25 protein-coding genes and 1 tRNA gene are annotated in these 23,777 nt (G+C 57.0%); 20 read left to right on the top strand and 6 right to left on the bottom strand.

Annotated elements, in window-relative coordinates; genetic code table 11:
* Window positions 1–38: 38 nt before the first annotated feature.
* From DRW39_RS03195 to DRW39_RS03180, 4 genes are all read left to right on the top strand, one after another.
* Window positions 39–296: a hypothetical protein gene (locus DRW39_RS03195; protein ID WP_116105523.1), complete on the top strand. Its 258-nt coding sequence runs from the start codon at window positions 39–41 to the stop codon at window positions 294–296.
* Window positions 297–328: 32 nt separating this feature from the next.
* Complete coding sequence (gene pyrF, locus DRW39_RS03190; RefSeq protein WP_116105522.1) at window positions 329–1,132, top strand: orotidine-5'-phosphate decarboxylase; 804 nt, start codon at window positions 329–331, stop codon at window positions 1,130–1,132.
* 49 nt (window positions 1,133–1,181) lie between these two features.
* Window positions 1,182–1,257 (top strand) — tRNA-His (locus tag DRW39_RS03185).
* 200 nt (window positions 1,258–1,457) lie between these two features.
* On the top strand, window positions 1,458–1,667 hold the full coding sequence (locus DRW39_RS03180; protein WP_116105521.1) for a hypothetical protein: 210 nt from the start codon (window positions 1,458–1,460) through the stop codon (window positions 1,665–1,667).
* A 45-nt stretch (window positions 1,668–1,712) separates the two neighbouring features.
* Here DRW39_RS03180 and DRW39_RS03175 read toward each other — a convergent pair whose 3' ends face one another.
* Complete coding sequence (locus DRW39_RS03175; protein WP_116105520.1) at window positions 1,713–2,810, bottom strand: hypothetical protein; 1,098 nt, start codon at window positions 2,808–2,810, stop codon at window positions 1,713–1,715.
* Between the two features lie 228 nt (window positions 2,811–3,038).
* On the opposite strand from DRW39_RS03175, the gene DRW39_RS03170 reads away from it, so the two are divergent.
* Window positions 3,039–4,109, top strand: coding sequence for an AI-2E family transporter (locus tag DRW39_RS03170; RefSeq protein ID WP_116105519.1), 1,071 nt, complete (start codon window positions 3,039–3,041; stop codon window positions 4,107–4,109).
* A gap of 13 nt (window positions 4,110–4,122) precedes the next feature.
* On the opposite strand, the gene DRW39_RS03165 is transcribed toward DRW39_RS03170, so the two are convergent.
* Together DRW39_RS03165 and DRW39_RS03160 are read right to left on the bottom strand one after the other, a co-directional pair.
* Window positions 4,123–5,373, bottom strand: a complete 1,251-nt coding sequence (locus tag DRW39_RS03165) for a proline dehydrogenase family protein (RefSeq protein WP_116105518.1) — start codon at window positions 5,371–5,373, stop codon at window positions 4,123–4,125.
* Window positions 5,374–5,429: 56 nt separating this feature from the next.
* Window positions 5,430–6,074 carry a hypothetical protein gene (locus DRW39_RS03160; protein WP_157975902.1) on the bottom strand — a complete coding sequence of 215 codons (645 nt, stop codon included), beginning with the start codon at window positions 6,072–6,074 and terminating at the stop codon, window positions 5,430–5,432.
* A gap of 236 nt (window positions 6,075–6,310) precedes the next feature.
* Here DRW39_RS03160 and mazG point away from each other — a divergent pair, with 236 nt between their 5' ends.
* From mazG to DRW39_RS22595, 3 genes are all read left to right on the top strand, one after another.
* Window positions 6,311–7,090, top strand: a complete 780-nt coding sequence (mazG, locus tag DRW39_RS03155) for a nucleoside triphosphate pyrophosphohydrolase (protein WP_116105516.1) — start codon at window positions 6,311–6,313, stop codon at window positions 7,088–7,090.
* Between the two features lie 140 nt (window positions 7,091–7,230).
* A complete protein-coding gene (locus DRW39_RS03150) occupies window positions 7,231–7,731 on the top strand; it encodes a bifunctional nuclease family protein (RefSeq protein WP_232830049.1) in 501 nt (166 codons plus the stop codon).
* Window positions 7,713–7,829: a UvrB/UvrC motif-containing protein gene (locus DRW39_RS22595; RefSeq protein WP_232830048.1), complete on the top strand. Its 117-nt coding sequence runs from the start codon at window positions 7,713–7,715 to the stop codon at window positions 7,827–7,829. Before DRW39_RS03150 ends, DRW39_RS22595 begins: the two co-directional genes overlap by 19 nt.
* Window positions 7,830–7,835: 6 nt before the next feature.
* Here the strand turns inward: DRW39_RS22595 and fabD are convergent, their stop codons facing one another.
* Window positions 7,836–8,717 carry an ACP S-malonyltransferase gene (fabD, locus tag DRW39_RS03145; protein WP_116105515.1) on the bottom strand — a complete coding sequence of 294 codons (882 nt, stop codon included), beginning with the start codon at window positions 8,715–8,717 and terminating at the stop codon, window positions 7,836–7,838.
* A gap of 120 nt (window positions 8,718–8,837) precedes the next feature.
* Between fabD and DRW39_RS03140 the strand changes: the two genes are divergently transcribed.
* The 12 genes from DRW39_RS03140 (at window position 8,838) to DRW39_RS03085 (ending at window position 21,356) form a co-directional block, all read left to right on the top strand.
* Window positions 8,838–9,242 carry a DUF423 domain-containing protein gene (locus DRW39_RS03140; RefSeq protein WP_116105514.1) on the top strand — a complete coding sequence of 135 codons (405 nt, stop codon included), beginning with the start codon at window positions 8,838–8,840 and terminating at the stop codon, window positions 9,240–9,242.
* Complete coding sequence (locus DRW39_RS03135) at window positions 9,239–10,006, top strand: 5'-nucleotidase C-terminal domain-containing protein (protein ID WP_157975901.1); 768 nt, start codon at window positions 9,239–9,241, stop codon at window positions 10,004–10,006. The genes DRW39_RS03140 and DRW39_RS03135 overlap by 4 nt, the downstream gene beginning before the upstream one ends.
* Window positions 10,006–10,914, top strand: a complete 909-nt coding sequence (locus tag DRW39_RS03130; protein WP_116105512.1) for a bifunctional metallophosphatase/5'-nucleotidase — start codon at window positions 10,006–10,008, stop codon at window positions 10,912–10,914. Before DRW39_RS03135 ends, DRW39_RS03130 begins: the two co-directional genes overlap by 1 nt.
* Window positions 10,915–11,250: 336 nt before the next feature.
* Window positions 11,251–12,657, top strand: coding sequence for a chromosomal replication initiator protein DnaA (gene dnaA / locus DRW39_RS03125; protein ID WP_116105511.1), 1,407 nt, complete (start codon window positions 11,251–11,253; stop codon window positions 12,655–12,657).
* 27 nt (window positions 12,658–12,684) lie between these two features.
* The gene (locus tag DRW39_RS03120) at window positions 12,685–13,080 is read left to right on the top strand and encodes a c-type cytochrome (protein WP_116105510.1); all 396 of its coding nucleotides are present in this window, start codon (window positions 12,685–12,687) and stop codon (window positions 13,078–13,080) included.
* A gap of 90 nt (window positions 13,081–13,170) precedes the next feature.
* Entirely contained in the window at window positions 13,171–15,531 is a 2,361-nt protein-coding gene (locus tag DRW39_RS03115) for a gliding motility-associated C-terminal domain-containing protein (RefSeq protein ID WP_116105509.1), read from the top strand.
* Window positions 15,532–15,541: 10 nt separating this feature from the next.
* Window positions 15,542–16,855, top strand: coding sequence for a hypothetical protein (locus DRW39_RS03110; protein ID WP_116105508.1), 1,314 nt, complete (start codon window positions 15,542–15,544; stop codon window positions 16,853–16,855).
* 112 nt (window positions 16,856–16,967) lie between these two features.
* Window positions 16,968–17,528, top strand: coding sequence for a YceD family protein (locus DRW39_RS03105; protein ID WP_157975900.1), 561 nt, complete (start codon window positions 16,968–16,970; stop codon window positions 17,526–17,528).
* Window positions 17,529–17,549: 21 nt separating this feature from the next.
* Window positions 17,550–17,780: a 50S ribosomal protein L32 gene (gene rpmF, locus DRW39_RS03100; RefSeq protein ID WP_116105506.1), complete on the top strand. Its 231-nt coding sequence runs from the start codon at window positions 17,550–17,552 to the stop codon at window positions 17,778–17,780.
* 101 nt (window positions 17,781–17,881) lie between these two features.
* A complete protein-coding gene (locus DRW39_RS03095) occupies window positions 17,882–18,268 on the top strand; it encodes a Rid family detoxifying hydrolase (protein WP_116105505.1) in 387 nt (128 codons plus the stop codon).
* Window positions 18,269–18,277: 9 nt separating this feature from the next.
* The gene (locus tag DRW39_RS03090; RefSeq protein ID WP_116105504.1) at window positions 18,278–19,138 is read left to right on the top strand and encodes a homogentisate phytyltransferase; all 861 of its coding nucleotides are present in this window, start codon (window positions 18,278–18,280) and stop codon (window positions 19,136–19,138) included.
* 187 nt (window positions 19,139–19,325) lie between these two features.
* Window positions 19,326–21,356 (top strand): S9 family peptidase, encoded by a 2,031-nt coding sequence (locus DRW39_RS03085; protein WP_116105823.1) that lies wholly within the window; start codon window positions 19,326–19,328, stop codon window positions 21,354–21,356.
* Between the two features lie 72 nt (window positions 21,357–21,428).
* Here DRW39_RS03085 and DRW39_RS03080 read toward each other — a convergent pair whose 3' ends face one another.
* Complete coding sequence (locus DRW39_RS03080) at window positions 21,429–22,622, bottom strand: hypothetical protein (protein WP_116105503.1); 1,194 nt, start codon at window positions 22,620–22,622, stop codon at window positions 21,429–21,431.
* A gap of 69 nt (window positions 22,623–22,691) precedes the next feature.
* Complete coding sequence (gene ctlX, locus DRW39_RS03075; protein ID WP_116105502.1) at window positions 22,692–23,615, bottom strand: citrulline utilization hydrolase CtlX; 924 nt, start codon at window positions 23,613–23,615, stop codon at window positions 22,692–22,694.
* Window positions 23,616–23,777 lie beyond the last annotated feature (162 nt).

Raw genomic sequence — 23,777 nt, 5'->3', positions numbered from 1 at the left:
ACCTTTAACGTTTGGAACATGACCCTAAGCCTACGATCATGCTACAACACACTTTTGGGAAGGAAAGCGAAATAGTCGGCAAAGCCTTCTATAATCGCGAAACCGCTATCCTGTTTCTTACCTATTTAAGCGGTCCCACCACGATCGCCTACCGCAATGTACCGTCGATTCTGTACGACGAACTCTGCGCGTCCCACTATCCGGATGCCTGCATCCGGTTTAAAATTCAGGCTCGCCACCCCTTCCGGAGAGTTGGGAAAACATACGGAGCCCTCAACTACGGATTCGTGAAGTAATGCCCCTACCTTTGCCGGCCAAACAGCCGGCAATGGATCGACAGCACTTAATCCGAACGATTAGCGAAAAACAAAGCTTCCTGTGTGTGGGACTGGATCCCGATCCGGATCGGATCCCTTCTGAATTCGGGGGTGACGTACTGGCATTCAACCGCCACATTATTGACGCTACGCGACCTTACTGCGTTGCGTATAAGCCCAATACGGCCTTCTACGAGGCACTCGGTATGGGCGGTATGGAGATTCTCCGGCAGACCATAACCTACATCGGAAACGAGCACTTCATTATCGCGGATGCCAAGCGCGGAGATATCGGGAATACTTCCCGCTTTTACGCTCGCTTCGCCTTCGACACCCTGGGGGCGGATGCCATTACCGCGGCGCCCTACATGGGGGAGGATAGCGTCTCTCCGTTTTTGGAAACTCCGGGCAAATGGGCGATAGTGCTTGCCCTGACCAGCAATGCGGGTAGCCAGGACTTTCAGCACGCTACCCAAGACGGTGGGGATACCCCCCTTTATCTTAAGGTCATGGAGCGAGTAAGTAAATGGGGGTCATCAGATCAATTGATGTTTGTCTGCGGTGCCACCCAGGCGGAAAAATTCAAAGCTTTGCGGGAGACCTGCCCGCAGCACTTTTTCCTGGTTCCGGGAGTCGGAGCCCAGGGCGGGGATTTAGACGAAGTTTGCCGATACGGCATGAATTCATCCTGCGGACTGCTTGTCAATAGCAGCCGTGGCATCATTTACGCGGCAGATCCAGCACTTGCGGCCAAAAGCCTTCAGGAAAAAATGCGGGAAGCACTTGAGAAATTTTGCCCTGACCTTTCGCGGTAAGCCGGAACTTTTTACCTTTGCGTCGCTTTCTAAGGGAGCTGTATTACATGGTGGTTGTAGCTCAGTTGGTTAGAGCGCTGGATTGTGATTCCAGAGGTCGCCGGTTCGAACCCGGTCTTCCACCCTATATCGGGCTATTCGGTCATATACCGGATAGCCCGAACTTTTTTCGGCCCACTTCGATTGTAGAATTCACTGCTTTCCTGAAAAACATTGACGTGATACTGGTCGCTCTGCAACGGGCTACCTCTTTCGGAGGCTTATCAAAGCGCCACACGCCTTTTTCGCCACGCGGGATGATGTTGCACTTGAAGCCCATTCAATCATGGACATACGCACCTACCTAGCATCCAGTCCCTACTGCCGGGCCATTCAACAGAATCTTTTCGAAGTGGGCGTCAGCATTCGGGTTGCGGATGTTCGGGACGGCGTTGCGCTTATCACCATACAGCAAGTAGACCACTTGGAGTACATATATAACGAAGCCGAACTATTAGAACGGGCCACAGCCGTATGCCGGGAAGGTACCCTTTGAAACGGAAATAGAAGTCCTCCCCGCTCAACTGGACGAGGGCTAGGTCTACTGCTCCGGCGATGCCGGACGAATGCCGAGCCGCAAACTAACTACGTGGCTGTAGGTTGATCTGCCTTCATTATCGCCGAGGTCGGTATAGGCATAATCAACGTACAACTGTCCCACTTTTAGTCCGAGCCCCAGGGCCGGACGGGACTGGAGGTTTTCGGTGCCTCCAAAGTCCTGAATCCGTTGGAGTTGACTGACGCCGGCGCGCAGGTAGACAAAACCGCCATAATCCGCCTCCAGTCCAAGAGCCGGATCCAGGCTAACCGGATCGGCACTGATCAGCGTGTTCCGCCTTCCGTCGGTGGTGGCAATCAGGTTAAGCTCAGCGGTCAGGCCGATCTGCTCCGTCAGGGCAAACCGGCGGGCGGCACCTAACATCAGCGTCGGATTGGTGATCTCCACGCTCTGGGGGGTTACCTCGTTTCCGGTCAGTTCAAGTACAGCGCGATCTTCCTCGCTGAAATTGATACTCCAGGCATTGAAAGTGGTGGTGACGTCGCGCCCCAGGAAGGCGAAGGTCCAGTCATTTCGCTGGTATTGGGCTCCGAGATCCAGTCCGAACCCCCAGCTCGTGGCAAACTCTCCAATACTCCGGTGGATAACCTTTACGTTTCCGCCGACACGCAGAATACCGCGCTCTTTGTAGAAAGCCCGGGCGTAACTGCCTAGAAAGGCATAGTCCGCCGCCGAAAACTCGGTGACGTTATCGAAATTGATGGTACCGTCCGCTTCGTAGAGCGAAAGTGTATTGGGGATTTGGTCGATACCGAAACGAATCAGGCTGAAGCCGAGGCGTTGATTTCCGGTTGATAAAGGCAGCGTGATCCCGAGGAAATCGTAGTTCCCTACCCCACCGAACCACTCGGCGTGCATGGCTCCTAATTCCAAACCGCGTTCCGCCGGGATAGCGGCCAGGCCTGCCGGGTTCCAGGCCGAGGCGTAGACGTCATTCTGCGTCGCCGCCACGGCCGTACCCATGCCCTGAGCGCGTGCGCCGACGCCGATCGACAAGAATTCGTTGCTGTATTTCTGCGCGGAGAGTGCGCAGGTGAACAGGATGAGGAATGCGATGCGTAACGGGGTGGAAATAAACATGGAAAGCGAAGGTAAAGTGCCGAAGTCGAAGTACACCGCCCGGCCAGCGTCTGCTGCCGGACAAGAGGATAACGAAGGGATACTCCTGACCTTGTTTTCGTAGCCCGCTAAATACCGAGGAAGAAGAAATAACCCCCGGCTCTGCCGGCCACCGAACACTGGACACTCCATTGGGTAATACGTATGCGGATACGAACCATGTAGTTCGCGTCCAACAACCCAGCATGCATGCCGCTCGAGAACAATATGATTATTCGGAAGGTCAAGCGTAACATCTTCTTTATCCTGGTGGCCTTGACCACCTTCGCGTTTTTTTGGTTGATCGGTCCCTTCATTCTGACCGTTTTCTGGGGAGCGGTCCTGGCGGTGATTTTCTTCCCGGTGTACCGTCGCATCCGGTTGTGGGTGCGGGGCAGGGATAGTCTTGCCGGAGCGATTACCACCCTATTAGTGGTCCTTTTCGTAATCGTCCCGTTTACCTTGCTCACCATCGCGCTGGTCAATCAGGCAATGTCCCTATACCAGAACGTACAGGCCGGGGACATTAACACCACGGTGATTCTCGACTATGTCGACGAGCGCCTGCCGAGGGTATCGGAAGCCCTGAGTGATTTTGGGGTGAGTACGGGGGATTTGCGGACCCGTTTGAACACCGCGATCGGTCAGGCCAGCCAGTTCCTCGCTACCTGGGCGATCGGCTTCGGGGGAAGCATTGTCAACATTATCATTCAGTTCACCCTGGTGATCTACCTGCTTTATTTCTTTCTGGTGGACGGGTGGAACATTCAGCGTACCCTGGTAGACACCATCCCGATGGGTGATCGCCGGGAGCGTGCTCTTTTCGAACGCTTTGCTCTGGTTGCTCGCGCAACGCTGAAGGGAACGCTGATTGTGGCCTTCGTGCAGGGAGCAATCGGTGGTATCCTGTTCGCGGTGCTGGGTATACCGGCCGCCCTGCTTTGGGGAGTAGCGATGATGTTATTGGCCTTGTTGCCGGTTGGAGGTAGCGCTATCGTGTGGGTGCCGGCCGCCATCATCATGTTTATCCAGGGAAACGTTGCCTCCGGAATTATTATCGTCGTCGTCGGATCCCTGATCATCGGCTTGGTCGACAACCTGCTACGTCCCTTGTTAGTAGGCCGAGACACGCATATGCCGGATTGGGTCGTATTGATTTCTACCCTGGGCGGAATCGCTATGTTCGGGCTGACGGGCTTCGTTATCGGCCCTACCCTGGCGGCGCTATTCATCACCGTCTGGTCGATGTTAGGCCAGGATTACGGTGGAAAGGCGCCGTAATCAGGAAGATTATCTAAAGTCCCCGACGAGCGACTTCCTCATCGAGCATCTTAAGTTCTCTTCCCGCCTCACCCGTGACCGAAGTATTTTCTTCCGCCCGGCGGATAAGGTAGGGTAATACCTCATGGACGGGACCGTAGACCATATACTTGCTGACGTTGTAACCGCCTTCGGCCAGGTTGAAGGTTAGGTTGTCGCTCATACCAAGTAGCTGAGAAAAACGAACGTTCGGGTGATTGCGATCCACATTCAATTCCTGCATCCGGGAAATGTGGCGCACCACACTGGCTTCATTGTGGCTGGCCACGCAGCAGGCGATATCTTCCAGGTGGTCGAGGCAGTATTCTGCCGCGGCATTAAAATCGCGGTGCGTTTCAGCGAGGGTAGATTGGATCGGGCTTCGGAGTCCAAATGTCTGTGCTCGCTTGTTTTCCTTATTCATATAGGCACCCCGGACAATCTTCAGGGCTAGCTTGAATCCTTCCTGCTTGGAACGCCGGTGCAGCGCTTTCAGATAGGCGAGACGGTCGTGCCGGTATAGCTGGCAGGTTGTGAAAACCACGTGCTTTTCCCGGTTGTAGCGAGCCATCATATGTTCGGCAATCTGATCGATCGTCGACTGAATCCAGCTTTCCTCCGCATCGAGGTAGACTTCCGTCCCCCGCTCGTAGGCGAGTCGACAGATGCGATCAAGTCGCTGAATACCGGCCTTCAGTTCGGCGTCGGCAACGTTCTCGAAATCGATTACTTTATCGTTGTAAGATTCCAGGATAGAGAAACGTACCAGACCGCTGAGTTTGACAACCGATCCGATTGCCGCATCGGTCTGGGCGCAGAATTCAGTGGCCTGCAACACTTCCTGCATGGAGGCGTCCATGCCCTCGGCGGTATGCAGGCCCTCGGCGCCGTAATCGAGAATGCTGTCCACCCCCCTTTCCGCCAGCGCGGCGATGGATTGCTGGGCGTCTTCAAAATCGGTACCTCCGACAAACTGTTTATAGACCGTGTTACGCACGGCCCATCTGGCACCGGGTAAGGACCAGTCGACGGCACGCATCCCGAGCGTACCCATTAGCTTAGTGAGGTAACGGTTGCCCATCAGACGAAACAACCGGCGGGTACCCCGCAGCCGGGAGTCGCTCAAATGCCGGAAGGTCAGTGCCGTATTTGAAAAGTCGGGAAGTGATCGTTGTTGCTGCGTAAAGTCCTTGCGGACCTCCTCGGCCAGCGAAAAATCCCGTACGGGGCCTCCACCCTTCTTCATAATCCTACAATTGAGTCGCTATGGTTGCAGCGACAACAATGAAACCCGTTCTCGGCCTATTGGTTTTCCCCCGTGGAGTCCGACATCCGGCGAATGCCCGCCCCGAAGCCGGTACCGAGTTGGGGGTGCTGAGTACCCGCGGCGGTAAGTTCCAATTGACCACCGATCGCGTAACCGACGCCAAAAGTGATTTGCGCGGGCGCGGTGCGGAATCCGAAGTTGAGTCGGACGGCGTCCACCGGTCTATAACTGATCCCGAACCGGGTGGAAGCACCCCACGGCGAAGAGTAGCTCTCATCGAGCAGCAGCCACACGCGGCTTCCGATCGCGTACCGAACACCGATTGCCCCCCGGAGCGGGAGGTCGGCCGCGGCGGTCGGGTTAGAAACGGTCAGGCCGAATTGCAGAATTCGTCCGGGTGAAAACTGGACCCCAACGTTGGGTAGTAAAGCCAGGACCGACGGGTAGCCCGCGACGGTACGCCGTAGCAGATGCAGGCCCGCCCCGATACGCCATTTTTCAGCTACACTACGGCCATAGAGCAAGCCATAGCGCTGAAGGTTGTACGACGAAAAGCCGTGGGTGGATAGTTGAAGGCCAAAGCCCCGATACACGACACCGGCCGTAGCGGTCCTCAGTTCCCAGAGACCGTAGGGCTGACTAAAAGAAGCCGCGAAGCCCAGACGTCGGGAAGGCGCCATGCCCGCGGGATTGAGCCACAAAGCGGATAACCCCGTACCGGCCACGCCAGCACCTGCTAGCCCGAACGAGCGCGCATCGGTAGCGGTAGATAGGGCGTTTTGGGCGGTGAGCGGTAAGGAAAACAACAAGGCGGCCCAGAGAACCAAACGGAACAAGGAGCTTTTTTTTAGAAAGTTACGGAATTGCCAATTGAATCCCCTGGCTACCCGACCATTTGCCCCCTTACCTTTGTACTATGACTCCCCAACTATCCGCCTTTCAGAGACTGCTGACAATTATGGACGAGCTGCGCGAGCAGTGTCCCTGGGATCGCAAACAGACGTTTCAGTCGCTGCGCAAACTAACCATCGAAGAAACCTACGAGCTGGCGGATGAGCTATTGTCCGAAGACCTGTCGGGCATTAAGGAAGAAGTCGGAGACCTGCTACTGCACATGGTTTTCTACGCCCGTATTGCCTCGGAGAAGGGCGCCTGGGACATTGCGGATGCCCTAAATACGGTGTGCGATAAACTCATCAAGCGCCATCCCCACATCTACGGCGATACCGTAGCCGAAGACGCGGAGGCCGTCAAGCGCAATTGGGAGCAGATCAAACTGACCGAGGGAAAAGGGAAAAAAACCGTTCTCTCCGGAGTACCCACCGCCCTGCCGGCCATGGTCAAGGCTATGCGCATGCAGGAAAAAACGGCCCAATTCGGGTTTGACTGGGACAATAAAGAGCAGGTTTGGGACAAAGTGCGGGAGGAAATCGAGGAATTCCGGACGGCCGAGGGAGACACGGAACGCGAAGCGGAGTTCGGCGATCTCCTATTCAGCCTCATCAACTACGCCCGTTGGCAGGGAATCGATCCGGAAACCGCGCTGGAGCGAACCAATCGCAAGTTTCGGCAACGCTTCGAGTACGTAGAATCCAACGCGCCGGCGGCCGGCTTGAATAGCATGTCGTTGCCGGAAATGGAACGGCTCTGGGTGGCGGCCAAGGGGATAAGGAAAGATGAAGAGAAAGTTGGGTGACTGCCATAAAGCTTTAGTTATCCTGCGCTCCGGCGCCCAACAATTGTTATCTTTGCACGCCCGTAGCGAAGCGGCGCAAGCATAAACCTTGCGTGACCCTGCTTCGTTAGCAAATATCTAGAAGATTTACACTAGGCATCATGGATAAGATCGAGCTAAAAGTGATGGCGATAAGCCGCAGCGTTACCCAGTCGTTGAATTACGCGGTAGTCCTGGGCGAGCTAAATGGCCCGCGTCGGCTGCCGGTTATTATCGGCAGTACCGAGGCGCAGGCCATCGCGATTGCCATCGAAGGTATGAGCGGCCCCCGCCCGATGACGCACGATCTTTTCAAGAACACCCTGGAAACGCTACGTACCGACCTTCGGGAAATCATCATTAGCGATATCAAGGAAGGCATTTTCTACGCCCGCCTCGTACTGGATCGGGACGGTGAGATTATTGAGGTCGATAGCCGTACGAGTGACGCCCTGGCGCTGGCTACCCGCTTCGATTGCCCGATCTACACCTACGAGCTCATCCTGCAAAACGCCGGTATCGTCCTCGAAGGGGAAAAGGCGAGGAGGAAGATCTGCAGATGCAGGACGTCTCCGAAGGGCCCGGCTCCCCCCATAAGGACAATTTGTCCAGCTATACGGTAGGCGAACTGACTACGATGCTGGAAGATGTCCTGAATGAGGAAAACTACGAGCGCGCCGCGGAGATCCGCGACGAGATCAATCAGCGCAAAGCCAGCTAGGGAGCGTTATTCCTGCTGGTCTACCGTGAGGTTCCGATCGACTTTCTTGATCAGGCCGGCCAGAATCTTTCCCTTACCCCCTACTTCCACGAAGCGGTCGAAGCCATCGGCCTGTAGTTGTTGAATAGTCTGCGTCCAGCGTACGGGAGCCGTCAGTTGCTTGATGAGTTTCTCCTTGATGGTTTCCGGGGCTACGCTGGCCTGGCCGTCGACATTTTGGTAGATCTCGCAGCCGGGTGGCCGGAAGTGGGTGGCCTCAATGGCTTCCTGCAGCTTTTCGCGTGCCGGTTCCATCAAAGGACTGTGAAACGCGCCGCCAACCTTTAGCGGGAGTACCCGCCGGGCACCGAGATCCGAAAGTATTTTGCTGGCCTTTTCGACTCCCTCCACGGAACCCGAGATTACGAGCTGGCCGGGGGAATTATAGTTAGCGGGTACGACGATTTCTTCGATTTGCGCGCAGGCGTCCTCGATGATGCTATCGTCCAAACCGAGAATAGCGGCCATCGTACCTGGACGCGCGTCGGCGGCATCCTGCATGGCCTGCGCCCGTTGGCTCACGAGCCGTAAGGCATCCGGAAAACCGAGCGCGCCGGCCGCGACGAGCGCGCTGAATTCTCCCAGACTGTGCCCCGCCACCGCATCCGGCTGCGGTGTTTGCTCGGCGGCCAGGTAGGTAATGGTGGAATGTACGAAGATGGCCGGTTGGGTAATGCGGGTCTGGAGAAGGTCCTCCTCCGAGCCTTCAAACATCACTTTCGACAGGGAAAATCCGAGTACTTCGTCCGCTTGCTTGAAAAGGGTCTGGGCTAATTCATTGACGTCAAAGAGCGCTTTGCCCATTCCGGGAAATTGGGCGCCCTGTCCGGGAAATACGTAGGCGGTCATGCGGGTTCGGTTTTTTATTGGCTAACAAAGGCCGGCGAAAGTAGTGCACAAAGTGCCATAATGCAGTCAGAATGCCCGCCGGGAGACCTGCGGCAAGCGTGCAGGCGGTAATTTTGCGCCATGGATCAACGCAACATCATTCGATGGACCGCCGTGCTGGGGGCGCTCAGCGTCGGCCTCGGCGCCTTCGGAGCACACGGGCTGGAAACACTGGTTACGCCCGACCGGCTGGAGATTTTTCACACCGGTGTCCGCTACAGTTTTTACCACACGTTCGCGCTCGGTTTGGCGGCTGCCCTCTACCCCAGCCCATCGGTAGATACCCGACGGCTTGCGGCTTCGGTCTGGCTATGGCTAATTGGTACGCTGCTGTTTTCCGGGTCGCTGTATTTGCTCAGTCTGCGGGAGGTGCACGGCTTACCGGTTGGATTCCTGGGTCCGGTGACCCCCATCGGAGGCTTGCTGCTGATCGGGGGATGGATCAGCCTGTTCTTTTCGCCAACGAAAAACGCCGCTTCCGTATGATCCAATACTTATCCACCGGTCTCACCGTACTGAGTTTCTGCCTGCTTTTAGCCGGTTGCCAGCGCCCACTGGGTCCGGCGGCCATTCAGCCCCAGTTCTATGCCATTACCGCAGCGATTGAGCCCGACTCCACCGAAGGAGTAGCCACTCGCGTTGCCGGCATCATCGATCCGTACGCGGACCAGCTTTCCGAGGCCATGAACCGGGTGATCGGAGAGGTTGCCCTTCCGCTGGTGAAGGCTCAGCCCGAGAGCTCGCTGGGTAACTGGACGGCGGATTTGCTGCTTACCGCGGCGCGCGACCTCTTCCCGGACTATGACATCGCCTTTGCCGTGCAGAACTACGGGGGATTGCGTATCGCCCAGATCGGTTCCGGCCCGATGCGGGTCAACGATATATACGAGCTCATGCCCTTCGATAACGAGTTGGTGTTGGTGGAAGTCACCGGCCGGGAAATGACCGATTTTGTAAAGCACACGCTCACCGACGGCGGCTGGCCGGTCAGCGAAGGCCTGGTAGCGATCCGAAGCCGGGATGGCATGGATATTCGGGTTCAGGGAAAAGAAGTCGATGACGAAGCAACTTACTATTTGGCGGTACCGGATTACGTGGCCAACGGAGGCAACGACGCCGCCATGTTACTGGATAAAAGGCAGATCGGCAGTGGAAAAATGATCCGGGATCTTCTCATTGAATACGCCGGTAAGACTCAGGGCCCCATCTCGGTGGAAAGCGACGGCAGCCGCATAAAAATTATGGACTGATGGATCGTAGACAATTTCTCAAAGGGGCAACGATCGCCGGGGGCAGTCTGCTCGTTCCGCGGATGGCATCGGCCCATAGCGAACGACGTGCCCGGCGACTCACCATCCTGCATACGAACGACTGGCACAGCCGTATCGATCCCTTCCCCGACGACGGCGGGCGGAACGCCAATCAGGGCGGCGCCATCAGGCGAGCTTCGCTGATTAAGGAGATTCGTTCCGTGGAAGGCGATGTCCTGCTGTTGGATAGTGGAGACATTTTCCAGGGCACTCCCTACTTCAACTTCTTTCTCGGTGAGGTGGAAATGAAGCTGATGACGGAAATGGGCTACGACGCGGCGACGATTGGCAATCATGACTTTGACGGGGGCATCCAAAACCTGGCCGACCAGTTACGGCACGCCGACTTCCCGCTGCTGAGTTCCAATTATGATTTCAACGGTACCCCGCTGGATGGTCGGACGGAGCCCTACCGTATTTTCGAACGCGGCGGGGTTCGCATTGGGGTTTTCGGGCTGGGTATCGAGCTCGCGGGTCTGGTGCCCAGCGAGCTGTACGGGAGCACCCGTTATCTGGACCCAATTGAGCGGGGGAATGAGACCGCCGCCCGTCTTCGCACCGATGAAGGCTGTGACCTGGTGATCTGCTTGAGTCACCTGGGCTACCGTTACAGGGATGAGAAAGTGAGCGATGTACGCCTGGCTGCCGCGAGCCGGAATATCGATCTCATCCTCGGGGGCCACACGCATACGTTTCTCGATCAACCGGTGACGGTAATGAATCTCGAAGGCCAGCCGACCATCATCAATCAGGTAGGCTTTGGCGGACTTCGACTCGGTCGGCTCGACGTAGTTTTCCCCAAATCCGGGGAAGTGAAATGTGTCGCTTGCAGCAATTTGCGGGTATAATCGGGGTTGTTGTCATATACTGCTTATGACAAAATTGCCGCTTTTAACAAATGGTAATGCCAAAGAAGATTTTGTGAGAAAAGTCAGCTAATCTTTTGTCCAACTGCCGGGTTAAGCCTCATATTTGCTATCCGCCCGGCGACCCCGTGGCAGGCTAAACTACCGGAAAAGAGGCTAGATTTTCTTGTACTGGACCCCAGCCAATCAGGCTATGGGGCTATTCTCGGCAGCCTTTCGTTTTTAGCGCTTACTGATATGCAAATCAGATTTTGTTAACCACCCGTGCGGTAGGCTCCGCGACCGGGAAGAACTTTTACTGTGCAACTGGGAACACACATGGATCACACCGCCGTCTGGGATAATTGTCTGCAAACTATTCGTCATAGCGTTGACCCGCAGAGTTACCAGACCTGGTTCGTACCGATCAGACCCGTTGCCCTCAACAGTAATGAACTCACCATTCAGGTTCCCCACCGGCTGTTCTACGAATTTTTGGAAGAGCACTATATCGATGTCCTGAAGCTCAGCCTTCAGCACGCCCTCGGTACCGCCGGTCGCCTCCAGTACCGGATCAAGAGCACGCGCCAGGAGAACGGACAGAGCCCAACGAACAGTAAAAATCCCAGTGGCCAGCAAAGCCCGACGCCCAGCAATCCCTTTGTTATCCCCGGGATGACCCGTCCTCGCATTGAGAGCAACCTGGACGGCAAATACACCTTCGATAACTTCATCGAAGGTGACTGCAACAGCCTGGCCCGCAACGCCGCCAAGGCCGTAGCCGACAATCCAAGCAATACGGCCTTCAACCCGCTGGTCATCCACGGCCCAGTCGGCCTGGGAAAAACCCACCTCCTGAAAGCGGTGGGCAATCGCATCACCGAGAAGTTTCCCAACAAGTCGGTACTCTACGTAACCACCGACACCTTTACGAGCCAACTGGTCAGCAGTATCGGAAATAACAGCACGAACGACCTGGTCAACTGGTACCAAAACGTCGACGTCCTGCTTGTAGACGATATCCAGCAACTGATCAACCGGAAGAAAACGCAGGACGTGTTCTTCAACCTCTTCAACGTCCTGCGCCAGAACCAGAAAGCCATCGTCATGACCTGTGACCGGCCGATCATCGAACTCGACATCGAGGAGCGGTTACGCAGCCGTTTCCAGTGGGGGTTGACCGCCGACCTCAGTGCTCCGGCTCTCGAAACCCGGATGGCCATTCTCGCCAGCAAGGCCAGCGCCAACCACGTGGACATCAGCCCGAAGGTGATGGAGTTCATCTGCTACCACATCCAGAATAACATCCGCCAGTTAGAGGGCGTACTGAATAACCTGGTCCTGCACCGCGGCGTAAACAACAATAAAGAGATCGACCTGGAGCTTGCCCGTCAGGTGCTGAAGAACTTTGTTACGGAGATCAACAAGGAGATCACCCCGGAAGTGATCCAGCGGACCGTTGCCGAGTACTACAACCTGGACGTGGAAAAGCTGGCGAGTGCGACCCGTCGCCGACACGTGGTGCTGGCCCGGCAGATCAGCATGTTTCTGGTGAAGCAGTTTACGGACCAAAGCTTGAAGAGTATCGGTCGCCTCTTCGGGGGGCGTGACCACGCCACGGTCATCTATTCCATCAAAACGGTCAAGGACCTGATGGAAACCAACGACGACATCCGTAAAGACCTGGAGGACCTGGAGCGTCGCATCCGGGCCGGGCACGGCGAGGATTCCACAACCATGTTGTAAACCAGGGGTTGGTAGAGGAAAAGCCCGATGCCCCGCACCCTTATGGTTTTTGCCGTTCTTTGGTTCACCCTGTTGGCATTAGCCGCCTGCGGAAAGACCGAGCACCTGCAGGGTAAAAACCTCTACCTGGAGCACTGCGCGAATTGCCACTTCGATGAGGGCCAGGGCCTGCGGCAACTCATGCCGCCACTGGCCGGTGCCGACTATCTGCGTGATTATCCGGAGCAGGTCGTACGGGGTATTCGGCAGGGCATGAACGGCCCGATGGAAGTCAACGGCGTGGTCTACAACGCTGAAATGCCGGCCAACCAGGAGCTCACCGAATTCCAGATCGTCAACATTATGAACTACATCAACCAGGCCTGGGGCAACGACTATGGATTGGTTACCGTAGCCGAGGTGCGGAATTGGCTGGAGGAATAGCGTGCGGCTGACACAGGCCGCCGCCGCGGAGCTAACCGACGTCGGTAAAATTCGTACTTTGCCCACCCAATCATTAGCCGGCGCCGCCTTATGCTCAAAAAACCCTTGCTCGCTTTTCTGGCATTCTTTTTTCTGGCATCCTGGACCAGCGCCCAGACCCCCTGCGGCACGATTTCGATCACCAACGGGGAAGAGTTGGCCATCTGCCGGGGAGAGACAATCGAACTGGTTCAGACCAACGACCTCGACAACCCGACCTTCGCCTGGTCGCCGGCGGCTGATTTCGTCGATCCGGTCAGCGATCCGAGTCCCCGCGTCCGGCCGCGCTCCAGTGGCTTCTACCGCGTCCGGGCAACCGGTTCGGACGGTTGCTCCGTTATTGACAGCGTCTTTATCGACGTGGACACGCTGGTCGTGCCGGACCTGATTGCCAATGCTTCCTTTTGTGAAGGGTCCCCTATCAACCTGCTGCAAAGCCCGATCACCGATAACGGCAATACGATCTACACCCTGCTGGGCGGCAGCGATACGCTTGCGGTTGGCGATGATCCAAACTTCGTTGTTACCCTTACGCAAGATTCTACCTTCACCCTGGTATCGAACTCCGAAAACGGCGCCTGCGAAGAACGGCGGAGCGTAGACCTTACCGTAATTCCCGCGCGATTTGAAATTACGCAGGACACCGTATTCGCCTGTATTGGCAGCGATTCCATCCAGCTTTCGGTATCGGTATCGCCTTCCCCTTCGACCCCCATCATATGGCGACCGCTGCGCTTTACGGACAGCGTGGGGACCGGCGGTTCCATTCGCGTGCTCCCGACGGCGGACATAACTTACTACGCCGAAGCGACCATCAACGGCTGCCGGCGCATCGACAGCGTGTCGGTTCGTTTGGATAGTTTGCCGGTTGACCTTAGCCTTACGGTTGACCCCGAGAAGGACCCCTACTGTCAGGGGGATACTTTTTTTATCACCTCACCCATTTATGACGCGGGGGACTTTCCCATCATCACGCACCAGTGGTCACCGGCCCAGGGCATTCAGAGCCCGGAAGATCTTTACAATGGCGTCTTCATAGCCCAGGATACCACGGAGCTTGTCCGCGTAACCTCCAATGGCGCCTGTTCGGACACGGCCCGGGTGACCGTCAATGTAGTTCAACCGCCAACCGTGACGTTCGAGCCAGCGGATCCCGTTGTTTGTGCCGGAGAGGAGGTACAGATCACGGCAACCTTTGAAAGCGGCGAGGGGACACTAAACTGGCAGGATCCAGGCGGTACGCTCAGCTGTACCGACTGCTTGGACCCCATCGCCACCGTGCAGGAAACCACCACCTACACCATCGAGACCGAGACCGATGCTTCCGATTGCAGCTCGGAACTGAATTATACCATACAGGTAGCTCCCACTCTCGAACCCCTGCTGACGACCGCTACCCTACTGTGTCCGGGCACATCCCGACAATTGATCGAATCCGGGGTATTCGGTAACTATAGCTACCGGATAACCGGCGGCGGTATCGATACCAACGATCCGACGGTCGTAGTCTCGCCGACCGAGACCACTACCTACACCGTAGAGACGACCAATGATCTGGATTGTGCGCCCGTCAGCCAGACCATCACGTTGGTGGTGGCCGAAGATTACACGGTGGAAGCCAACGCTCCGGAAACCGTTTGCGCAGGCGAACCGCTAATCCTGAGCGCCGCCGTCACTCCGGGGGAAATCACCGGTACTTACATTTGGACCCTGCCCGACGGTGTAAATCAGGCCGGACAATCCATTTCCGTACCGAGCCCGGTCGCCGGCACGTACACGGTGACATTCGTAGACGAACTAAATTGTTCTTCCGCGACGGATCAGGTAACGGTCGAGGTCCTGGCAGCTAACGTGGAACCTGACATCATTGCTACTCTCCCCGACGGGACGATCATTCCGGACGGCGGTAGCGTGTTTGCCGGCGGAAGCGTGACCCTGACGGCTTCGGTCCCCAGCGATCTGAGCTTCGCCTATTCCTGGACCGGCAATTACGATCCGGCATCCGCCTCGGGAGAGTCCGTCACGGTCGATATTCCCCGGGGTAACGGGACACCCGATCCCCTACAGTATACCTTATCGATCACCAGTAATGACGGTGGCTGCGTATTCGAAACGACCATCTTCCTTATCGTCGAGCAATCGGAGGTAGCCGTTCCGGACTTCTTTTCACCGGATAGCGACGGGCGCAACGACCGGTTTCGGCTGTTCTACAATGGCACCATCACCGACTACACGATGATCGTTTACGACCGTTGGGGGCAGAAGGTTTTCACCAGCGACGACCCCCAGGAGGGATGGGACGGTACCAAAAACGGGACGCCGCAACCGGCCGACGTATATCTCTACCTGGCCAAATTTCGCCAGGACGGCGTAGAGCTACAGGAAGACGGCGAAGTGACGCTGGTCCGATAGTCATCCCCCCATGGAACAGGAACCCGTAAGAACGAAGCCCAAGTGGCTCCGCAAGATGGAGCGGGAAAGTTGGCAGCCGGAACTGATCATTTCCGGGGCGGCCATCCTGGGCAGTCTCCAGCTGCCCGGCTTGATCGAACAGTTCGAGTACTACTGTCTGCTCAATTTCGACCGAGATACGTTGTTCATATGCTACATCGCGGTTATCTACTGGCGGCTGGTGGCGTTGGGGCTGATCTTTACATTCATCTTTCACTTCATCGTCCGGGCTCTGTGGATCGGGCTGGTTGGCCTGAATTCCGTCTACCCCGGCGGGTTCCGGACCAATAACAAATTCAGCCGGCACTACCAGGAGCGGATGCGGGAGGAATACGGGGATATCGATGGATTCATTCAGAGCCTCGACCGGCTCGGAAGCGGTATTTTCGGTATCGCCTTCGGAATTGCGGGCGTCTTCGTGAACTTCGGATTGGTTACGGTACTATTCATTTTTATTCACTCGTGGCTCATCGGTTACGGATTGGAACAGCGGCAGATATGGGTGGCTATCGGGTGTCTGCTTCTTCCCCTCTTCCTTGCCTCGGTACTGACGATGGTCAGTCATTTGGAGCGCTTCCGGGACACTGCCTTCGTACGGAAGTATCAGTGGCCGGCGGCCATGTTTATTTCGCGCTTGACCTATCCCGTCGCGCGCCGGTACATTACGACCTCTACGAATCTCGTCACCTCCTACTACGCGGACAACAAAGGGTTTGGCTTTTACTACATCGCCGGATTAGCGCTGATCATCATTATTGGCACGTCCTCCATGTTGGCGAACGACAACATAAGCTTCTTCATCGACGCCGTATATCACCGCATGGCGGACGACCCCACGCGGGCACCCGATGCTTTCACCACGGAGAGTACCTACGAGGGGATCTATTTCCAGCCCGTTATCGGGCGCACCGAGGGGGAGCCGGATGCGCGGGGCATGACGGTGTGGGTCCCCCTTCCCGAACGGGAGATAGCCTTTCTGGAATCGACCTGTAGCGTGGCCGAAGTCGACGACGACCTACCCCGCGGGGAACGCCGGCGGTTAAACCGGGAGCGAACGCTCGCCTGCGCCCAGGAATACCTGGAAATCAGCCTCAACGATGAAAAGATGACGGTCGACCTAAAGCGGCAGTACCGTACCAATGAGGCTGGTGAACAGTTTGGGGTGCTGGCCTATCTACCCGATCCGCCGCTCCGCAAGGGGGTAAACACTTTGCTCGTGGTCGCGCAGTATCCAGAAGAGGACAGTGGCGAGCCCCGACGCAGCTACGTTCCTTTCTATCATTAAATTCGCCACCCGGATGGCTTGGTAAGTAATTGGGTTTTACTTACCTTTGCGCCCACTTTGAAACGTCCCTGAGGTACCAATGGGTACCGTATCGGTTCAAAACGATTGCCCCATGTCTACTCCATCCGCTTTTGTTCTGCCCCTGAAAGGGCTTGGGAAGGGCTTTTACGAGTACGATCTCCGGGTGGATCGGGAGTTCCTGGCCGGCTTTCCGGAGTCGCCGTTGGCGGTTGCGGACATCGATCTTCACCTGACGGTCGATAAACAAAGCCGGGAAATGGTGGTGGATATGAACTTCCGTGGCACCGTTGCCACGCAGTGCGACCGCTGTCTGGCCGATATTGACCTTCCGGTCGCGGACCGCAGTCAGCTGATCGTCAAGTTCACCATCGAAGCCGAAGAGCAGCAGGACGAAGGCGAGATCGTTTATCTCCACCCGGATACGAACGATTTTAACCTGGCTCCCTTTGTCTATGAGGCAGTGGTACTGGCCGTACCGATGATTCGAACGTACGAATGTCAGTCCGGCGAACCACCCTACCCCTGCGACGAAGACCTGCTCAATCGCATCGAAGCTTCCTACGATAACGCCGAGGAAGCGCCGATAAAATCCCAGACCGACGAGGAAACCTCCAGCCCCTGGGACGTTTTAAAAGACCTGAATAAGAATTAAGCTCTAAAATAGATATACGTTATGGCACATCCTAAGTCCCGGATCTCGAAGCAACGTAAGCGTAAGCGCCGGACCCACTATAAGGCTAACGCCCCGACGCTCACTACCTGCCAGACCACCGGTGAGTTGCACCGCCCCCACCGTGCCTACAAGGACAGTGAAGGCAATCTCTACTACAACGGAAACATTATCGTGAAGGCTCCGGAAGTAATCGTAGAGGATACCGAGGAAAATACCGAAGACGAGGACTAACCCCCGGGTTAGTAATTGTCTCGCTCAGTAGCCCGCCGGCCCCGCCGGCGGGCTACTCGTGTTTTATCAACTCCGGCTATCTTGCGGCCAAAACCAACGTTATGTCCAAACGAATTGTCTCTACCGACCAAGCTCCCGCCCCCGTCGGCGCGTACAGTCAGGCCACCGTGGCCAACGGAACGCTGTACGTCAGCGGTCAGATCGCGCTCGACCCGGCTACCGGTGACCTGGTCATGTCCGATATCGAAACCGAAACCCGGCGCGTGATGGATAATCTGAAGGCGGTAGTGGAGGCGTCCGGTAGTAGCATGGCGGACGTGCTGAAGTGCGAAGTTTTCGTGAGCGATATGGAAAACTTCGGTCGCATTAATACCGTCTATTCCGAGTACTTCGATGAAGCCACCGCGCCGGCCCGCGCGCTCGTGCAAGTGGCCAATCTACCCAAATACGTCAACGTCGAGATCAGCTGCATCGCGCTGGTTAAGTAAGCCGCAGCGATGATCACTTTCCTCCGCTTCGCCCGTGCCCATACCCTGGTGGGTACGACCCTTTCCCTGCTGGCACTCTACCTCATGGCGGCGCGCCACCTGCATACGTCTGACTGGACGATGTTCGCCCTGACGCTGTTTAGCTGCCTGTGTGCCAACGTTTTCATCACCGGGCTTAATCAGCTGACGGATGTGGAGATTGACCGTATTAACAAGCCCTACCTCCCACTTGCCAGTGGCGCTTATTCGATAACGACGGGCTATTTGATCGTCGGGCTTTGCCTGATCCTGGCGGTGGCGACTTGCTTCATTTATCCGCCCTTCCTGCCGGCTACGGTCATTGCCAGCCTGCTGATCGGGACGGCTTACAGCATTCCCCCGATCCGGCTGAAGCGCTATCACTTTTGGGCGGCTTTCTGCATCATCGTGGTTCGGGGACTGATCGTCAATATCCTCCTCTATTTACACTTCCGGTGGTGGCTCGGCGAGAACCCGGTGCTGCCGACCACCGTTTGGCTGCTCACCGCGGCCGTTTTCACCTTCGGCATCGTTATCGCCTGGTTTAAGGACCTCCCGGATACGGAAGGGGATGCCGCCTACGGGATTCGGACGCTCTCTCTGGTGAAGGACCGAAGGTGGGTATTTCGCGTCGGGGCTTGGGTGTTTCGGCTTACCCTCCTGGGGGTTGCTTTCGCGGCCTGGCGCATCGAGAATTTCGGGGTTTTGATCGGTCAGCTGTTGCTGCTGGCGGGTTTTGAGTGGCTGAGTAGCCGATTGGATCTGGACGAGCAGGCGTCGATCGCTCGTTTTTATCAGGGGGTTTGGGTGCTCTTCTTTTTGGAGTACGGGATTTTTGCGGTTTTTGGATAGGGCGGCGGGGCGCAGGTAGATAGCTTTTTTAGGGGGGGAAGAGTCCCGCGAATTCTTCGCGGGTAAAGGAGGTTGGACTGCGCTGCAGTCCGTCGGGGGGAGGGGGTGATTCGGAAAGGGGATCAACCGCTTTCGGCTTAGGGCGTTACTTTCAACCTGCGCGCCGCCGCAATAAAAACTTATGAATATGACCCCACCAAAGGCCCGGAAAATTAAGAAGGAACTGTCGTTGCACGGCGACGTGCGTAACGACGATTATTACTGGATGAACGAGCGGGAGAACCCCGAGGTCATCGCCCACCTGGAGGCGGAAAATGCCTACTTCGAGGAGAAGATGGCGCACCTGAAGCAGTTTCAGGAGGACCTGTTCCAGGAGATGAAGGGACGGGTGAAGGAAGACGACAGCAGCGTGCCCTACACCAACCGGGGCTATGTGTACCTGACTAAGTACGAGAAGGGCGATCAGTACCCCCGCTACTTTCGCCGGCCGGTGGATGAGCGCGAAGATCAGCTGATGTTTAATGTTAACGAGATGGCCGAGCCGTACGATTATTACCACATCGGGGGTATGGCCGTGAGTGACGACAACCGCTACGTGAGCTACGGGGAGGATACGATCAGCCGACGGATCTATACCATCCACATCAAGGATATGCTGACGGGGCAAAATCTCCCGGATCAGATTCCCAATACGACCGGCGGCAGCGTATGGAGTGCCGATGGGAAGTATCTCTTCTATTCGGTGAAGGATGAGGCGCTGCGGCCCTACAAGATCATGCGGCACGAAATCGGTACCGCCCCGCAGGATGACGTGGTCGTCTTCGAAGAGATCGACGAAACCTTCCGCGCCTACGTCTACCGGAGTAAGTCCCGAAAATACATCATCATCGGATCGGCGCAGACCGTGAGTACCGAGTACCGGCTGCTACGGGCCGACGACCCGCTCGGAGAAACCCGCACTTTCCAGGAGCGGGAACGGAAGCTGGAGTACGCCATCGAGCACATCGACGATCGGTTTTACGTGCTGACGAACCTGAACGCGGAGAATTTCCAGCTGATGGTGACGCCCGAGGACGCTACGGGCAAGGAGAACTGGCAGACCGTCATACCCAATCGCGACCACGTCTTGCTCGAGGGCATTGACGTTTTCCGCAACTTTCTGGTCATCAGCGAGCGCGACCGCGGCCTGACCAAGCTGCGCATCCGGCCGTTCGAGGGGCAGGAGCACTACATCGATTTTGCCGACGAGGCCTACATGGCCTACACCAGCGTGAATCCCGACATCGAAAGCGAGGTTCTTCGTTTCGGCTATCAGAGCATGACCACGCCGCCCAGCACCTTCGACTACGGTATGCGCAGCCGCGAGCAGACGCTGCTCAAGCAGCAGCCGGTACTAGGCGACTTCGACGCCGACAACTACGAAAGCCGGCGGGCCTTCGCGGAAGCTCGGGACGGTACGCAGATACCCCTCAGCATCGTGTCCCGCAAGGGGACCCAACTGGATGGTTCCGCCCCGCTCCTGCTCTACGCGTACGGCAGCTACGGACACAGCCTGGATCCAAGCTTCAGCATCACGCGGCTCAGCTTGCTGGACCGCGGTATGATCTTCGTCATCGCCCACATCCGCGGGGGCGAGGAGATGGGCCGGCGCTGGTACGAGGAGGGTAAACTATTGAAAAAGAAAAACACCTTCACGGACTTCATCGATGCCGGAAAGTGGCTCGTGGCCCAGCAGTACACCTCGGCGGATCGGCTGTACGCCATGGGGGGGAGTGCCGGTGGCCTGCTGATGGGCGCCATCGCCAATATGCAGCCCGACCTGTGGGCGGGTATCGTGGCCCAGGTGCCCTTTGTGGACGTGGTCACCACCATGCTCGACGACAGCATTCCGCTGACTACCGGCGAATACGACGAATGGGGGAACCCCAACGAAGCCGAGTACTACCACTACATCAAGAGCTACAGTCCGGTGGATCAGGTTACCGCACAGGCCTATCCGTCGATGCTGGTGACGACCGGTTTTCACGATAGCCAGGTCCAGTACTGGGAACCGGCTAAGTGGGTGGCCAAGCTGCGGGAAATGAAAACTGACGCCAATGACATCCTCTTTCACACCAATATGGAAGCCGGTCACGGGGGGGCCTCGGGTCGCTTCGAACGGATGCGGGAAGTAGCCCGCGACTACGCGTGGGTGCTCGACCGCGCGGGGCTGGTGTAAAACCAAAGGCCCCCCCTCCGGATTATCCGAAGCGAGGGCAAAGAACGGGAAATGACGACTAAGTCCGTCAGGTCATATCAGCTTGCGACTGTCAACCAGTCGCTGCTGGAGTATTGGTTTCAGTACCTCCGCCGCGTCGAGCACGAGTTCCTCGTCGGAGGGGAATTGCCGCGGCCGGTTGCCGATCCGACTGCGTGACTGGGAGCTGAGGGCCCGTTTGTCACCAATGAAGGTGCTGGCGTAGTTTTCGAAGATGGCTTCGGCGGTGAGGTCTTCCTCGTCGACCACCCTACCCTGCCGCAGGTCGATCAGCCGCATACTGCCCGAGACGATCGCCGTCTTTTGCTGCAGCACCTCGACCACCTGGGCCTTGATGATCACCTGGCGGGGCTGTTTGATATCGTTGCCCAGCGAGTCTTTGGCTACGTTACCGTTTTCGTCCAGGACGTACTCCTCGCCGTCGGTTACCTCTCTTTCGTCGGTATAGGTGCGCTCGGATACGCGTTCGGGGCTGACATCGATGTTGCGGATGAGCAGGTCGGCGCGGTAGTCGTAGTCCTTCGTATCCGAGGGGCTGAGATCGAAAACCGTCCAGCGATCGTCCATCTGGCTCGTCTGTATTCGCAACAGTTCCTGTTCGAACCCGCGGGGCAGAATGCTCTGGCTTTCGTTGGTCACGTCGACGGCCACGAACACCCGGCCCAGTACTTCGGCTTCGGCGGCCAGATTGCGGCTGTCGAGGTAGTCGGGGCGGTAGCGCTCCACGGTTTCCAGGGTACGATAGGCTTCCCGGGCGGCCGCCTTGTCTCCCTGCCGGCCGGCGCGCATCAGGTCGGATGCCTCGGCGTAAAGTTGCTCGGCGGCACGGTCCTCCGCCTCCACGACGAGTTCCTCGGCCCGGACGAAGCGGAAGTTTGCCTTGCGGCCGTTCTTATCGTAAAGGGGCAACAGGGGGCGCAGGGCATCCTGCCGCCGCTTAATGTTATCGTAGATGGCGTGGACCCGTGTCCAGTCGGTGCCGTTCTTCTGCTGGAGGAAATCGGCTCGTTCCATGTCCCGTTCGTTGGCGCGGTTGACGGCCTGTTCCAGCGCGGCTACGAATTTCGGGTTCTTTTTATCCTTTCCCGTGAGCTTGCGTTGCGCCTTGGCGATCGCCTGTTCGTAGTTGCCGGATTCGACGAGGGTATCGATGGATTTACAGCCGGGTGCGGTCAATAAAAAGCCGCCCAGCAGAAACAGCAAGAGGATAGATTGCGGGGCTTTCATGTCGTCTGGTTTACATCAAAACTAAGGCTGCGGCTCCAGAATTGTGTAATAACGCCCCGTTAAAGCCGCTTAAGGTTTGTTAAGAAACACTTCGGCCAGCATGCAACGGGCACTTCCGCCTCCGTATCGTTCTATCGTCGAAAGATCGGCGTGCACGATGCGCATCCCCTCCGGCTCCACCAGGGAGAGACGCTGCGATTCATCCAGACTTTCGAAGGCGGCGGATGACATGATCCATACCGGCCCATCCGGCGTAATCGTCTCCAGTGCATTGCCCGCGAAGCGATCGATCTGCTCGAGTGACAGGCCGATGATTCGCTTTCCGCTCAGGGCGAGGCTTTCCCGGACTTTCATGCGCTCGGCCTCGTCGCGGATCGCGTCCAGGCAGATCAGTACATCCTTCGTGCCGATCGCCATCATCACATTGGTGTGATAGATGACTTCCCCGCGGGCGTCGTGGCCGTGAAACGTGATCGGCTGGTAATCCATCTCCTCGCACCACCGGTGTAGGGCATCGGGACTGCAGCGCTGGCTCAGACAGGCATAGGCCACCCGGGCGCGACGGTCCAGCAAAACCGAACCGGTAGACTCCAGGAACAGCTCTTCGTCCTCCCAGACCGAGAAATCCTTTACCTCGCTCACCGCGAAGTTTTCCCGCAGGTAGTCGGTGATGTCCGCGCGGCGTTCCCAGCGGCGCTGTGGCCAATAGACCGGATAGGTTACTACCACGCCTTCCTCGTGGGTACTGAACCAATTATTGGGGAAGATAGCATCGGGTTTGACCGGAGCGGGTATGTCCTCAAATACGTGGGTCGTAATACCGACCCGTTGCAGTAAGCCCACGAAGTGGTCGAACTCCCCGCGGGCGCGCTCCCCGATCTCGCGGAAGGTTTCGCTGGAAACGGCTTCCTGAAAGGAGTTATCGGCCACGGTTTCGCTGGCACGGGCGAAATTAGCCGGACGAACGAGTAGAAGGTGATTGGTGGTTTGCATGATGGTTGGTTAGGACGGGTGAAATTGCAACCTATTCCGGCATTATTGAAATGCGGGAGCGTAATGATTATTTTGCAGTCGTCGTCTGCTGCCTATTCCCTACCCAATTCGCCCGGATCGCCAACGGCCCGAAGTTATGGGACCCTACCACTTACCAATAAC

Source organism: Lewinella sp. IMCC34191, assembly GCF_003390935.1.
GTDB lineage: Bacteria > Bacteroidota > Bacteroidia > Chitinophagales > Saprospiraceae > Neolewinella.
The sequence above is the reverse complement of the archived record's forward strand: the minus strand, read 5'-3'. Positions and strand labels throughout refer to the sequence as shown.

Coding starts and splice junctions, on each gene's coding strand:
- pyrF (WP_116105522.1), top strand. CDS start 329: ATGGATCGACAGCACTTAATCCGAACGATTAGCGAAAAACAAAGCTTC.
- DRW39_RS03195 (WP_116105523.1), top strand. CDS start 39: ATGCTACAACACACTTTTGGGAAGGAAAGCGAAATAGTCGGCAAAGCC.
- DRW39_RS03105 (WP_157975900.1), top strand. CDS start 16,968: ATGTCTACTCCATCCGCTTTTGTTCTGCCCCTGAAAGGGCTTGGGAAG.
- rpmF (WP_116105506.1), top strand. CDS start 17,550: ATGGCACATCCTAAGTCCCGGATCTCGAAGCAACGTAAGCGTAAGCGC.
- DRW39_RS03150 (WP_232830049.1), top strand. CDS start 7,231: ATGGATAAGATCGAGCTAAAAGTGATGGCGATAAGCCGCAGCGTTACC.
- DRW39_RS03115 (WP_116105509.1), top strand. CDS start 13,171: ATGCTCAAAAAACCCTTGCTCGCTTTTCTGGCATTCTTTTTTCTGGCA.
- DRW39_RS03160 (WP_157975902.1), bottom strand. CDS start 6,074: ATGGCGCCTTCCCGACGTCTGGGCTTCGCGGCTTCTTTTAGTCAGCCC.
- DRW39_RS03180 (WP_116105521.1), top strand. CDS start 1,458: ATGGACATACGCACCTACCTAGCATCCAGTCCCTACTGCCGGGCCATT.
- DRW39_RS03130 (WP_116105512.1), top strand. CDS start 10,006: ATGGATCGTAGACAATTTCTCAAAGGGGCAACGATCGCCGGGGGCAGT.
- ctlX (WP_116105502.1), bottom strand. CDS start 23,615: ATGCAAACCACCAATCACCTTCTACTCGTTCGTCCGGCTAATTTCGCC.
- DRW39_RS03120 (WP_116105510.1), top strand. CDS start 12,685: ATGCCCCGCACCCTTATGGTTTTTGCCGTTCTTTGGTTCACCCTGTTG.
- DRW39_RS03170 (WP_116105519.1), top strand. CDS start 3,039: ATGCCGCTCGAGAACAATATGATTATTCGGAAGGTCAAGCGTAACATC.
- mazG (WP_116105516.1), top strand. CDS start 6,311: ATGACTCCCCAACTATCCGCCTTTCAGAGACTGCTGACAATTATGGAC.
- DRW39_RS03110 (WP_116105508.1), top strand. CDS start 15,542: ATGGAACAGGAACCCGTAAGAACGAAGCCCAAGTGGCTCCGCAAGATG.
- fabD (WP_116105515.1), bottom strand. CDS start 8,717: ATGACCGCCTACGTATTTCCCGGACAGGGCGCCCAATTTCCCGGAATG.
- DRW39_RS03165 (WP_116105518.1), bottom strand. CDS start 5,373: ATGAAGAAGGGTGGAGGCCCCGTACGGGATTTTTCGCTGGCCGAGGAG.
- DRW39_RS03080 (WP_116105503.1), bottom strand. CDS start 22,622: ATGAAAGCCCCGCAATCTATCCTCTTGCTGTTTCTGCTGGGCGGCTTT.
- DRW39_RS03085 (WP_116105823.1), top strand. CDS start 19,326: ATGACCCCACCAAAGGCCCGGAAAATTAAGAAGGAACTGTCGTTGCAC.
- DRW39_RS03095 (WP_116105505.1), top strand. CDS start 17,882: ATGTCCAAACGAATTGTCTCTACCGACCAAGCTCCCGCCCCCGTCGGC.
- dnaA (WP_116105511.1), top strand. CDS start 11,251: ATGGATCACACCGCCGTCTGGGATAATTGTCTGCAAACTATTCGTCAT.
- DRW39_RS03090 (WP_116105504.1), top strand. CDS start 18,278: ATGATCACTTTCCTCCGCTTCGCCCGTGCCCATACCCTGGTGGGTACG.
- DRW39_RS03175 (WP_116105520.1), bottom strand. CDS start 2,810: ATGTTTATTTCCACCCCGTTACGCATCGCATTCCTCATCCTGTTCACC.
- DRW39_RS03135 (WP_157975901.1), top strand. CDS start 9,239: ATGATCCAATACTTATCCACCGGTCTCACCGTACTGAGTTTCTGCCTG.
- DRW39_RS03140 (WP_116105514.1), top strand. CDS start 8,838: ATGGATCAACGCAACATCATTCGATGGACCGCCGTGCTGGGGGCGCTC.